Raw genomic sequence first — 12,834 nt, forward strand, 5'->3', positions numbered from 1 at the left:
TGGTGACCCCTACGGGACTCGAACCCGTGTTTCAGCCGTGAAAGGGCCGCGTCCTAGACCGCTAGACGAAGGGGCCACATCGGTGGCGTGGCGGCGCACTTAGGCGGGGCGGGGCGGGGCGTCAACCCTCGAATGGCGATGATCGTGCGATGCGGAGGATCAATCGGCCCACGCAGCATCCTCGAGGTGCAATTCCGCCTGCGGGCGGGCGCCCCAGTCGTCGATCTTGACCCTCCCGGCAAGCCACAAGCGGCGTCCTCGCGCGCCGTGCAGCAGGGCCTGTCCCATCTCGCTATCGGCTGCGCGGAAGGCGATCCCCTTGAAGCTGCGGCCGTCGTCGCCTGCCGCGATGATCCGGACATGGTCGGTGCCGACGATATCGCATTTGACCAGCCTCACCGGCCCTACCGCCACGCGGGGCGCGGGCCAGCCGACGCCATAGGGGCCGCCACACTCCAGTGTCTCGACCAGTTCCGGCGACAATCCGCCCGGCGCCACTGCGACGTCGAGCGCCATCTCCCGGCTCGCGCTGGCTTGCATCACCTGCCGCTCGAGATGCGAATCCAGCCATTCGGCAAAATCGTCGAGGCGGGGCGAATCGATGGTCAGTCCGGCAGCCATGGCATGGCCGCCGCCCGCGACGAGCAAACCCTCGGCCCGCGCGCGAATGATCGCTGCGCCAAGATCCACACCCGAAATCGACCGTCCCGAACCTTTGCCCTGTCCGGTTTCGGCGTCGAGCGCGATCACGACCGACGGCTTGCCGGTCTTCTCCTTGATGCGGCCGGCGACGATGCCGATCACGCCGGGATGCCAGCCATTGCCATGAAGGACGTGAACCGCCCGGTTTTGCTGCGAGGCGAGTTGCTCTTCCGCTGCCTCCTGCACCGCGGCTTCGATCGCCCTGCGCTCGTCATTGAGTGCGGACAGCTGGGCAGCGATGCTGCGCGCTTCCTCCGCATCCTCGGTGGTCAACAGCCGTACGCCGAGCGTCGATTCACCCACCCGCCCTCCGGCATTGATGCGCGGTCCGAGAGCGAAGCCCAGGTCCGAGCAGGCCGGAGCGCGCTTCAGCCGGCTGGCATCGATCAGCGCCGACATGCCGATGTTGTCCCGCTTCGCCATGACCTTGAGGCCTTGCGCGACGAAAGCGCGGTTGAGCCCGTGCAGGGCTGCCACATCGGCCACCGTGCCGAGTGCGACGAGATCGAGGAGTGCGAACAGGTCGGGTTCGGCGCGGTTCTCGAAATAGCCGCGCGCGCGCAAGGTTCGCACCAGCGCGACTGCAAGCAGGAAGGCCACGCCGACGGCGGCAAGGTGCCCATGGCTGGAGGCGAAATCGTCCTCGTCGAGCCGGTTCGGATTAACCAGCGCAACGGTCTTGGGAAGTTCCGCGGCGCATTTGTGGTGGTCGACGACGATCACGTCGATCCCGGCATCATGTGCCATCGCCAGTGCCTCATGGGCCATCGCGCCACAGTCTACGGTGACGATCAGGCTGCTGCCTTGTTGCCCGAGCTTGACCAGCGCTTCACCCGAAGGGCCGTATCCTTCCAGCAGGCGGTTCGGAATGTAGTAGTCCGCCCCGACCCCAAGATCGCGCAGCAACCGGATCAGCAGGGCCGAACTGGTCGCGCCATCGACGTCGTAATCGCCGTAAATGGTGATCTTCTCTTCGGCGAGGATCGCCTGCGCAATCCGGTCCGCCGCGGCATCCATGTCGCGAAACGCCGACGGGTCGGGCAGGAAACCCCGCAGGGTCGGCGCGCGATGGCGTTCCAGATCATCGCGCTCCACGCCGCGGGCCAGCATCAGTTGCGCGACAAGATCGTCGCCCGAACCGAGCGAGGTGCCGAGCTCCATGTTGCCGCCGCGCCACCGCCACGCCCGCCCGGTCAGGGATTGCGAGACGCCGAAGACATGGGAGAGCACAGGGGAGGTCATACAGCCGTGTCTATACGACCTGCGACCTGCGCGAAACCGCCTGGCGATTGACAATCGACAGGGCCGGGCGATGGTGACGCCTATGATCGACCATTCGCTCCTGATCGTCTGGCACAGCCGGACCGGCACCTCGCAACAGCTTGCGCAGGCCGCGGCGGAAGGGGCTGGTGAAGGTGCCGTCCTGATGGTTTGTGACGAGGTGCAGCCAGCGGACATCCTGCGTGCGTCCGGCTATCTCTTCTGCTGCCCGGAAAATCTCGCGACGATGAGCGGTGCGATGAAGGAGATGTTCGATCGCTGCTACTATCCAGTCCTGGGGCGGATAGAAGGTCGCCCCTACGCCACCATCATCGCAGCCGGCAGCGATGGGGAAGGGGCACAGCGTCAGATCGACCGGATCGCGACCGGGTGGCGGCTGAAGCGGATCGCGGAGCCGTGGATCGTTGCTACCGCAGCGCAAACGCCGGAAGAAATCTTGGCGCCGAAGAATGTTGGGGGCGGGGAACTTCGCCAGGCAAGCGCTATGGGCAAAGCGATGGCGCAGGGCCTGTCACTCGGCATTTTTTGAGTATTCGCCACCAAATCGGACCCAACTTCGTCGTTCCGACTCGACAATGTCTTGAGACAGCGCGACAATAAGCGTCTGGCTGGGGGGCTTCGCAATTTCCGATAAAGGTCAACACGATGGGGTGCCGTCGGCGCGTGAGGCGCGCAGCGGATTGCTGTTGCTGTTTCCTCCGGGGCAGCGACCGTCGCGGGACGATATGCTCGCTGCCGTTCCAGGTCTCGACCGTGTCTTCGTCAGTTTCGACCCGGCGGCGGACGATTTGCCGGTCCCGACGGGGGATGGGCACGGGCAGCGGCCCGCGCTGGCGCCGCATTTTGGGCTCGAACTCTTGCGAGACGGATTGACCTTCGATTGTCTCGGCCTCGGTGACGGTCCGGGGGTCGATATTTCGAAGCCGCGGCATCTTGTCGGTTCGGTAGCCTCTCCAAGGAAAGCGCCGAGTGAGGCGATAGGCCTGTTCCCGGGACCCCATCTCGCCGATGGCGCGCACAGCCTGCCGGTCGTGCGCACACAACTCTCCCTGGCGGTGGATATCATGGGCCGATTTGCCGCTTGCGTCGGAGCCATGTGGCTCCCGTCGGCGAGCTTGATCGCAGCAGATACGTTCTCCCGCCTGGTCTCAGGCTGGCTGAACGGCGGCCCCTTTCCCGGCCCCTTGCTGATAGGGTGGACCCAAAGCGATCGCCGGACTGGACGCACCGACGGTCTGAGCTTCTTTCTCGGCCGCGAACTCGAGCTCGAAGCCGCGCTTAACAGCGATCGTCCTGCAGCCGCCAAACTCGCCCTGCGCCTGGTCCACGAGCTGGTCGGCAGAGGGGAGAACGACTTTCCTGCCCATCTCGACTTTGCCGGTTGGCCGCGGATTGCACTTTTGGCCGATGATGATGCCAAGCTGATCCGGGCGGTTTGCGGCTGAGGCCCGATGCACGGCACGCTGGGACCTTTCGCCATGCGTCGACGCCCGCGGCTGCCATTCCGGGCTGTCAACCGGCGCGACAGCGCGCACCACGACCCCTCGCTGCAGCGCCATCACCTCCTTCCATCGCAGCTCCTCTCGATCCGCTGCTTCGCCAGGCTTTTCGATGCAGTCGGTGTGGAGGCGATCGGGTTCGACGATTTCCGCCGCAACGGGTTGCTGCTACCGTCGAGGGAAGATGCGGCCGAGCGGCTCGCACTCCCGCTCCACCGGGGACCGCATCGCGATTACAATGCGATGGTGATCGAGAAGGTGGGCCAGATCGAGGAAGCCTGGGCTGCTACTCGCCAAGAAGACACGGCAGCGGCATGCGCCGCAGCGCTCCGTCAACTGGAGGCGTTGCAGGGGGCGCTCCGCCTTCAGCTCCTCGACGAGCGTCGTCCGCACCGGCTCAACCGGCGCGATCCCGCGCAGCGCGAAATGGATTTCAGTTCGCTCGACGCCCTTGCCGAGGAACTCTGGGACGCAACCTAGGCGGTGGCTTTGGCCAGTGCGGCCTTGGCGGCCTCGTATTCCCGTTCAAGTCGTGCGACCGTGTGTTCGACCGGCGCGCTTTCCTTCACCGTACCGATGCCCTGGCCCGATCCCCAGATATCCTTCCACGCCTTGGCCTTGGTGTTGCCGCCGCTGCCGAAGTTCATCTTGCTGGGATCGCTTTCGGGCAAGTTGTCCGGGTCGAGCCCCGATGCCTCGATGCTCGAGCGCAGGTAATTGCCGTGCACGCCGGTGAAGAGGTTGGTGTAGACGATCCCGCTCGCATCGCCTTCGACGATGCCCTTCTTGTATCCCTCGTCGGCATTGGCCTCGGTCGCGGCGATCCAGGGCGATCCGATATAGGCGAAGTCTGCCCCCAGCGCCTGCGCCGCGAGGATCGAGCGACCATGCGCGATCGAGCCGGACAACGCGACGAGCCCGTCGAACCAGCTGCGGATTTCCTGCATCAGCGCGAAGGGGCTGAGCGTGCCCGCGTGGCCACCGGCACCGGCGGCAACGGGGATGAGACCCGTTGCGCCCTTTTCGATCGCCTTGCGCGCGAAGCGGTCGTTGATGACGTCGTGCATCGTGATCCCGCCCCAGCTGTCGACTGCCTGGAACACCTCTTCGCGCGCACCGAGCGAGGTGATCACCATCGGCACCTGCCACTTGGCGCAGGTCTGCATGTCGGCATCGAGCCGGTCGTTCGACTTGTGGACGATCTGGTTGACCGCGAAGGGCGCGGCCGGGCGATCGGGATTGTCGCGATTGTGCGCGGCCAGCTCCTCCGTGATCCGGTGGAGCCATTCGTCGAGTTCGCTCTGCGGTCGTGCATTGAGCGCGGGGAAGCTGCCCACGATACCCGCCTTGCATTGCGCGATGACCAATTCAGGTCCCGAAACGATGAACAGCGGCGAACCGATGACGGGCAGGCGAAGCTTGTCGAACGGGGCGGGCAGGGACATGCGGGAGTTCCTCTCTGATCGGTTTCGCAATGCCACCTATGGGGCGGCCCCGCGCTTGTCGAGACTGACGTTACGGAAAGGGTCAGGTGGCCGGGAGGACGTGCTCGATGCCGTAGATGCGCGCCGCCGTGCCCGCAAAGAGCGCATGCTTCTCGTCCGCGCTGTGGCCCTGCGCGAGGCGCTTGAAGGCGTTCCACAGGACCGGGTAGCTCGCGCCCCAGCGGTCGACCGGATAGTTGCTTTCGAACATCCCGCGCTCGGGCCCGAAGGCCTCGATGCAGGTCTCGATATAGGGACGCCACAGCGCCGCCAGGTGCTCCGAGCCGTGGCCCCTCGCAGGACCGTCCTCGGGCAGGCCGCAGAAGGCCATGGCAAGGCCGCCCAGCTTCACCGCCACATTGGGGCACTCGGCGAGCGCGTGGATCGAGCGGCGCCAGGTGTCGAAGCGTTCGTGCAGCTTGCCGCGATAGCAAGCGATGTTGAGCGGCGTACCGCAATGGTCGAGGACGATCTGCTGATCCGGGAAAGCCTTTGCCAGGTCGAGCACATCGCCCAGTTGGGGTTCGAGCAGCCATGCGTCGAAGGTCAGGCCGTGTTCGGCATAGGCGGCAAAGCCCGCGCGGAACGCGTCCGACCGGTAGAGGCCTTCAGGCGCATGGAACGGCGGGCCGAGCACGTCGGGATCGGCGTCCCAGGCCGCCGCATGGCGGATGCCGCGGAAGCGGCCATTGCCGGCCGCGATGAGTGCCTCGATCACCGGCTTCACCGCATCGCCCAGCGTCAGGTCCGCATGGCCGACGATCCCTGCGCACGGCCGGTAGGCGCCGTAGAGCCCGCTCGCACCCTGCGCCGCCACCCCGTTGACGAACTCCACCTCGCCGACAGGCTTCATCGCTTCGCCGCGGCTCGCATCGTAGAACGCGCCGCATTCCATGAAGACGGTGCCGACGACGTTGTGCCCGCTGTGGGTATCGGCATGCAGTTCATCGAACGTGTAGTAGGCCGCTCCCGTCAGCGCTTCGAGGAAGTCGTGCCGCGGTTCGGGGAAGGCGCCCATCAGGGGGCGCAGGTCCCACAGGTGATGGTGCGGATCGATGATCGGCAGATCGGGTTCGAGGATCTTTTCGGTGGCGGTCATGGCTCAGCTCTCTCCCTCGCTGCGGCGCGTGTTGGAGACGTGTTGGAACGCCCCCGCGCCAGTCCCATGACATGGACCACATGGACCACGGTCCATGCAAGAAAAACCCTCGGTACCCGCCACAGGCTTGTGGCCAGCGGTTTCGGGCGTGGGACAACGAGGGGACATCCCGCAGAGGATAGGCGGCGCAGGCAACTGTAGGAAAGATGGCCGCTTGCGAGCGGAAACGGATAGCGTATTCAAGCCCAAACAAGAGGGGTTCCCATGCGCAATCTGATCCTTGCCGCGGCTTTGATGACGTCGGCCATTCCCTACGCCGCGATTGCCCGTCCTGCCGAAATCGCCGATCTCCTGCGCCAGAAGGACGTCTCGTCCCCGGACATCGCGCCCGACGGTTCGCAAGTCGTCTACACGGTGCGCGAGACCGATGTGGAGAAGGACAAGACCGAAACCCATATCTGGCTCGCCCAGTGGGACGGCAGCGGCACGCGCCAGCTGACGCACCGGGCAGGGGAAACCGAAAGCAATCCCAAATTCAGCCCCGATGGCCGCGTGATCGCGTTCATCTCCGGCCGCGACGCCGACGAGGATGGGGCGGAAGACACGCCCGACAAGCTCTGGTTCCTCCCGCTCGCCGGGGGCGAGGCCTATGCGCTGGAGGGGATCGATGGTTCGGTCTCGGACTTCGCCTTCTCGCCCGATGGCTCGAAGCTTGCGCTGATTGTCCAGGATGCCAAGCCGAGGAAGGACAAGGCCAAGAAGGATCGTCCCGAACCGATCGTGATCGATCGCTACCGCTTCAAGCAGGACGGGGTCGGCTATCTCGACAATCGCCGCGAAAGACTGTGGCTGTACGATATCGAAAGCGGGAAGGCGCAGCGTCTGACCGACGGCGATTTCGACGAGGCCATGCCTGTGTTCTCGCCCGACGGGTCACGGGTGGCATTCGTGTCGCGCCGGTTCGCGGATGCGGAGCGGTCCCCGGACTTCAATCTCTATGTCGCCCGGATCGACCAGCCGGGAAAGGCGCCGCTGCAGGTCACGCGATACGCCGGGGCCGATAATGATCCCGGCTTCGGCTCCTATCCGGCATGGAGCCCGGACGGCAGCCGGATCGCCTATATCCGGACCGGCGATCCCAAGCTGATCTGGTATGCCACCAACGATCTGGCGGTCGTGCCTTCATCGGGTGGGGAGGGCTTGGTCCTGACCGACGCGCTCGATCGCAATGTGAGCGATCCGATCTGGTCGGCGGACGGTTCGGCGATCAGCTTCATCGTCGAGGATGACGGTGTGCAGCGACTGGCGGCGATCGCTGCCAATGGCGGCGAAGTGCGCGACATGCGGAGCGGAGAGTGGGTGCTCGCCGATCCCAGCATGGCGGACAATGGGCGCGTGGCGCTGCGGGTCGGTCGGTCCGGCGCGCCCGACGAGATTTATGGGCTATCCGGAACGGAATTGCGCCAGCTTACCCGGCACAATGCGGCGCTTGCCGACGAGATCGACATGGGCAAGGTCGAACGGATCAGCTTTGCGAGCAAGGACGGGACCAAAGTCCACGGCTTCCTGAAGACGCCGCCGGGCTGGAGGAAGGGCACCCGGCTGCCGACCGCACTCATCATCCACGGCGGTCCCACGGCCCAGTACGATGTCGGTTTCGACATGATGCTCGAAGTGATGGCTGCGCGGGGATATGCGGTGGTCTATGTCAATCCGCGCGGCAGCACCGGCCGCGGACAGGATTTCGCCGCCGCGATCAATGCCGCCTGGGGCTCGGTCGATGTCGAGGACGTGCTGGCCGCGGTCGATCACGTGGTCGATGAGGGCGTTGCCGATCCCGACAAGCTCGTGATCGGGGGCTGGTCCTATGGCGGCATGCTCACCAATTACACGATCGCCAGCGACCAGCGGTTCAAGGCCGCCGTGTCGGGCGCCTCGATCTCCAACATCGTCGCCGGTTACGGCACCGATCACTATGTCTACGAATATGACATCGAGCTCGGCTATCCGTGGGAGAACCGCGAGGCATGGGACCGGATCAGCTATCCGTTCTTCGAGAACCAGCGGATCGTCACCCCGACACTGTTCATGGTCGGCGGCGCGGACGTCAACGTGCCGACGCTGGCCAGCGAACAGATGTACCAGGCGCTCCGGACCAGGGGCATCGAAACGCAACTGGTTATCTATCCGGAGCAGTCACACGGTATTCGCCGGCCGAGCTTCATCGTGGACCGCATGGAACGCTGGCTCAAATGGTACGACGATCACGTGAAGTAACGAGGGTCAGCCAGGTCTTCAGACCGCCTGCCGCGACGACGGCACGCGAAGCAGGTCAGGCGTAACGGGAGCGCTTGCCCGACTGTCGGATGATCGCGTCGGCCTCGTCCACGCGATCGGCGCACTTGCGCGTATCGATGGACAGGAACACCTTCCCGCGGCGGATCTCCTGCTCGTAAAGACCGGCGGAGACACCGTCGACGTCGTGGTCGCTCAGCATTTTTGCGATCGCGCCCCCGGTCGCCCCGATGATGCCGCTGACGGCCGCGATCGAACCGAACGCCGACGCGGTCAGGGCGCCCGCCACCGCCACGGGCCCCACGCCCGGCACGACAAGCACGCCAACGCCGAGCATCGCCCCCGCGAGGCCGCTTCCGAGCATCGTGCCTGCCACCGAAGTGACGCTGTGCCCTTCCTCGGCGCGGTAGTCCGCATCGAGGTACTGGCTGGTGCGCCAGACCAGCGAGATCGCCTCGCGAGGAATCGCGGCATCGTGCAAGCTGGAAACGATGCGCTCTGCCGCGGCCTCGTCGTCATAGGCTGCGGTGAGGACGGTGTCGTGCGTGGCCTCGAACCTGCTGCGCGCGCCATCGAAGACGCGGGCGAACCGGTCGCGATCGCGATCGCTGCTGAACGAGGCGCGCAAGCCGGATGTCTGGTGCAGTTTCCTGACGCTCGGCGTGTTCGTGTCGACGAACATCGTTCGCAGCAGCATCTCGATCGTCGAGCGGCGCAGCGGTTGGTCGGTCGCGCGGTTGATCCATTGCGTGCGGGCCGGGCGCGGATGCGACTGGTCGAGATAATAGAGCGCCGGAAAATCGGCGGCCTTCACCACATAGGCAGGCAGAGTCTCCACGTCCCCGTCCATCGTGGAAAGATTGCACCGGATCAGCGTCCAGTAAACACGCTAATCCTGCTGCGGCCCAGACTAATCCGTTTTAGTCAAGCGGCTCATCTGCCTATCGCCGAATTGGCGGCGCTGAGGACGGCCCGAACGCTCGCGGTGGCAACGTCCTCGTCGATGCCGCAGCCCCAGATTGTCTGACCATTGGGAGTACGGCATTCGAGATAGGCCGCGGCGCGGCTGTCGCGGCCGGTCGTCAGCGCATGCTCGGTGTAATCGACGATCTCGAGCGTGAGACCGAAGGCATCCTCGATGGTCGAAAGCACGGATGAGATAAGGCCATTGCCGCGGCCCGAGACGGTCTGTTCCTGACCCTCGACCGCGATCGTGCCGGTGAACAGGCGCGTGCCATCGCTCGCACGGCGTTCCTCGTAATCGACCAGCTGGAAATGCTTGGGATGGGTCTGGACGTGATAGGCGGTCTTGAACGCGCTCCAGATGTCGGCGGCATTCAGTTCGCGGCCCAATTCGTCCGCCATGCGCTGGACGTGCGGGCTGAAATCGGCCTGCATCTTCTTGGGCAGCTTGAGGCCCTGGTCCTGCTCCAGCACCCAGGCGAAGCCGCCCTTGCCGGATTGCGAATTGACGCGGATGACCGCCTCGTAACTGCGCCCGAGATCGGCGGGGTCGATCGGCAGGTAGGGCACGCGCCATTGCGGCGAATTCTGGCTCTGGTGCGCGGCAAAGCCCTTCTTGATGGCGTCCTGGTGGCTGCCGGAAAACGCCGTGTAGACCAGCTCGCCGCCATAGGGATGGCGCTGGTGGACGGGCAGTTCGTTGCAATATTCGACAGTCTCGATGACCCGGTCGATGTCCGAAAAGTCGAGCTTCGGGTCGATCCCCTGCGTGTACAGGTTGAGCGCCATGGTCACGAGGCAGCAATTGCCCGTGCGCTCGCCATTGCCGAACAGGCACCCTTCCACGCGGTCTGCGCCCGCCATCAGGGCCAGCTCCGCCGCCGCAACGCCTGTCCCGCGGTCGTTATGGGTGTGGAGGCTGATGACCGCGCTCTCGCGGTTCGGCAGGTTGCGGATGAAGTATTCGACCTGATCGGCGTAGATATTTGGCGTCGCCGCCTCGACAGTCGCGGGCAGGTTGAGGATGATCGGATGCTCGGGCGTCGGAGCCAGCACCTCCATCACCGCTTCGCAGACCTCGAGGCTGAAATCGAGTTCGGCGGTGGAGAAGGTCTCGGGCGAATATTCGAAGTGCCAGTCGGTGCCCGGCTGTTTAGCCGCCTCGTCACGCATGACCTTGGCACCAGCCACGGCGATGTCGCGCACCTGCTCCTTGCTCATCCCGAAGACGACCTCGCGCCAGGCTGGGCTAACGGCATTGTAGAGGTGGACGATCGCCTGCTTGGCACTGGTGAGGCTGGCGAAGCTGGTCCGGATCAGGTCCTCGCGGCTCTGGGTAAGGACCTGGACGATCACGTCGTCAGGAATGCGGCCCGACTTCACCAGACCCGAGATGAAGTCGAATTCGGTCGCCCCGGCGCTGGGAAAGCCGACCTCGATCTCCTTGACGCCGATCTCGACGAGGAGGTCGAAGAAGCGGGTCTTCTTGTGCGCGTCCATCGGGTCCACGATGGCCTGGTTGCCATCGCGCAGATCGGTAGAAAGCCAGCGGGGCGGGGCGGTGATCGTGCGGCTCGGCCATTGCCGGTCGGGCAGGGGAACCTGCGGGAAAGCGGAGTATTTGGTGCTCGGGTCGCGGAGCATGGACATCGGGGAATCTCGGATAGTGCGTGGACTGGTCTTGGTGAAGGGTCCCTTGGGCGCTCAGCGCACCGCGGGAGGCACGCCAGCTATCACGCCCAAGGGCGTGTAAGTCGCAGAATAAGGCCGAGTGCGTTGTGCATGGCCCCTCGTATGCTAAGCCGGTGCCGCGTTGTAAAGCAAAACAGGCTTGGGGGGCGGGAGAAATTATCTTTCGCCAACGACAGGAGAGACGATGGCGGACGGGCATTCACTCTACGAGACCATGGGACTGGTGCGGATCGTGTCTACCGATCCCGCAGGCCGCGCGAGCCTGGAATACATGGCCAAGCCCGAACAGTGCCATTCGGGCGGCGTGGTGCAGGGCGGCTTCATCAGCGGATGGATCGACGCGGCGATAGCGCATGCGGCGATGGCGAAGAATGGTGCCGGGATCGTCCCCATGACACTGGAGCTCAAGGTCAGCTACTTCGCTCCTACACGTCCCGGTCTGGTAGTGGCCGAAGCCTGGGTCGAGCGCCACGGGCGGCAAACGAGCTTCTACGAGGGGCACTTGCTGGACGAGAAGGGCACCGTGCTTGCCAAGGCGACCAGCACGATCCTGCTGGCCGATGTGCAACGTGTGATGGCTGCATCCAGAAAGGCGCTGGAGGGCGAGGGATGAGCACCATCGCACCTTTCACCCTAGCGATCCCCGAAGACGAACTAGTCCGCCTTGCCGACCGGCTCGACCAGACGCGCTGGCCGGAAGAGGAACCGGTCGACGACTGGTCGCAGGGCACAAGGCTCGCGGCGCTGAAGGAACTCGTCGCCTACTGGCGGATCGAATACGACTGGCGACGCTGCGAAGCACGGCTGAACGCGATCGGACAATTCACGACCGAAATCGACGGGCTGGACATTCACTTCCTCCATCGACGCAGTTCGAGGCCGGATGCCCTGCCGCTCGTCATCACGCATGGCTGGCCGGGATCGGTGGTGGAGTTCCTCGGCGTGATCGACGCTCTGGCCGAGCCGGCCAATCCGGACGACATGGCCTTCCACGTCGTGGCGCCCTCGCTGCCGGGTTATGGGTTTTCAGGAAAGCCGGATCGCACCGGCTGGGGGATCGAGAGGATCGCGCGAGCATGGGCCGAACTCATGCAGCGGCTCGGCTATTCCCACTGGGTGGCGCAGGGCGGGGACTGGGGATCTGCCGTGACGACCGCGATCGGCCAGCTCGCCCCGAAGGGATGCAAGGGCATCCATCTCAACATGCCGATCGGACGGCCCGGGCCAGAGGACATGCAAAGCAGTGACCCAAAGGTACTGCGTGCCCTGCAGCGGCGCGGTTTCTACCAGGAATGGGATTCCGGCTATTCCAAGCAGCAGAGCACGCGTCCGCAGACGATCGGGTACTCGCTGGTCGATTCCCCTGTCGGGCTGGCCGCGTGGATTCTCGAGAAAGTGTTCTTCTGGACCGACAACGGCGGCTCGCCATGGGATGCGCTCTCGATGGACCAGGTGCTCGACGACATCATGCTTTACTGGCTTCCAGCGACGGGCGCGTCGGCGGCGCGCCTCTATTGGGAGAGCTTCGGATCGTTCGGTGCCGGCACCGTGGCGATCCCCGCGGGCGTCAGCGCTTTCCCGAAGGAAATCCTGCCCGCGCCCCGCGAATGGGTAGAACGCAGTCTGACCAATCTCGTCTACTGGAACGAGCTCGAAAGGGGCGGTCATTTCGCCGCCTGGGAACAGCCGGAGCTGTTTGTGGAAGAACTGCGCGCCTGTTTCGGGAAGATGATCTAAGGGCCCTTTTTTAGTCCCTGCGAGCGCAGCGAAGCGATCCAGTCCCGGCAGCCCTGTAATGCCGCGTCGCCTGCGGCTCCTC

The 12,834-nt window shown here is 65.0% G+C and carries 11 protein-coding genes and 1 tRNA gene; 6 read left to right on the forward strand and 6 right to left on the reverse strand.

What is annotated here, in order from left to right:
• A tRNA-Glu gene (locus tag K3172_RS08845) sits at positions 1-76 on the reverse strand.
• Positions 77-159: 83 nt separating this feature from the next.
• Complete coding sequence (gene recJ, locus K3172_RS08850; protein ID WP_221589195.1) at positions 160-1,944, reverse strand: single-stranded-DNA-specific exonuclease RecJ; 1,785 nt, start codon at positions 1,942-1,944, stop codon at positions 160-162.
• Positions 1,945-2,026: 82 nt separating this feature from the next.
• Here recJ and K3172_RS08855 point away from each other — a divergent pair, with 82 nt between their 5' ends.
• From K3172_RS08855 to K3172_RS08865, 3 genes are all read left to right on the forward strand, one after another.
• Positions 2,027-2,512, forward strand: coding sequence for a flavodoxin family protein (locus K3172_RS08855; RefSeq protein ID WP_221589197.1), 486 nt, complete (start codon positions 2,027-2,029; stop codon positions 2,510-2,512).
• A 196-nt stretch (positions 2,513-2,708) separates the two neighbouring features.
• Positions 2,709-3,428, forward strand: a complete 720-nt coding sequence (locus tag K3172_RS08860; protein WP_221589199.1) for a hypothetical protein — start codon at positions 2,709-2,711, stop codon at positions 3,426-3,428.
• A gap of 33 nt (positions 3,429-3,461) precedes the next feature.
• Positions 3,462-3,962 carry an AHH domain-containing protein gene (locus tag K3172_RS08865; protein ID WP_221589201.1) on the forward strand — a complete coding sequence of 167 codons (501 nt, stop codon included), beginning with the start codon at positions 3,462-3,464 and terminating at the stop codon, positions 3,960-3,962.
• Here K3172_RS08865 and K3172_RS08870 read toward each other — a convergent pair.
• Both K3172_RS08870 and K3172_RS08875 read right to left on the reverse strand, forming a co-directional pair.
• Positions 3,959-4,927 (reverse strand): NAD(P)H-dependent flavin oxidoreductase, encoded by a 969-nt coding sequence (locus K3172_RS08870; protein ID WP_221589203.1) that lies wholly within the window; start codon positions 4,925-4,927, stop codon positions 3,959-3,961. The genes K3172_RS08865 and K3172_RS08870 overlap by 4 nt on opposite strands.
• 82 nt (positions 4,928-5,009) lie before the next feature.
• Positions 5,010-6,065 carry an amidohydrolase family protein gene (locus tag K3172_RS08875; protein ID WP_221589205.1) on the reverse strand — a complete coding sequence of 352 codons (1,056 nt, stop codon included), beginning with the start codon at positions 6,063-6,065 and terminating at the stop codon, positions 5,010-5,012.
• A gap of 264 nt (positions 6,066-6,329) precedes the next feature.
• On the opposite strand from K3172_RS08875, the gene K3172_RS08880 reads away from it, so the two are divergent.
• Entirely contained in the window at positions 6,330-8,342 is a 2,013-nt protein-coding gene (locus tag K3172_RS08880; RefSeq protein WP_221589207.1) for a S9 family peptidase, read from the forward strand.
• 55 nt (positions 8,343-8,397) lie between these two features.
• Here K3172_RS08880 and K3172_RS08885 read toward each other — a convergent pair whose 3' ends face one another.
• Positions 8,398-9,198, reverse strand: a complete 801-nt coding sequence (locus K3172_RS08885) for a hypothetical protein (RefSeq protein ID WP_345725628.1) — start codon at positions 9,196-9,198, stop codon at positions 8,398-8,400.
• Between the two features lie 95 nt (positions 9,199-9,293).
• On the reverse strand, positions 9,294-10,973 hold the full coding sequence (leuA, locus tag K3172_RS08890; RefSeq protein WP_221589211.1) for a 2-isopropylmalate synthase: 1,680 nt from the start codon (positions 10,971-10,973) through the stop codon (positions 9,294-9,296).
• 226 nt (positions 10,974-11,199) lie between these two features.
• Here leuA and K3172_RS08895 point away from each other — a divergent pair, with 226 nt between their 5' ends.
• Together K3172_RS08895 and K3172_RS08900 are read left to right on the forward strand one after the other, a co-directional pair.
• Complete coding sequence (locus tag K3172_RS08895) at positions 11,200-11,628, forward strand: PaaI family thioesterase (protein WP_221589213.1); 429 nt, start codon at positions 11,200-11,202, stop codon at positions 11,626-11,628.
• Positions 11,625-12,752 (forward strand): epoxide hydrolase family protein, encoded by a 1,128-nt coding sequence (locus tag K3172_RS08900; RefSeq protein WP_221589215.1) that lies wholly within the window; start codon positions 11,625-11,627, stop codon positions 12,750-12,752. The genes K3172_RS08895 and K3172_RS08900 overlap by 4 nt, the downstream gene beginning before the upstream one ends.
• The last annotated feature ends 82 nt before the right edge of the window (positions 12,753-12,834 follow it).

The organism is Qipengyuania proteolytica, from assembly GCF_019711565.1.
In the GTDB taxonomy this organism is placed as follows: domain Bacteria; phylum Pseudomonadota; class Alphaproteobacteria; order Sphingomonadales; family Sphingomonadaceae; genus Qipengyuania; species Qipengyuania proteolytica.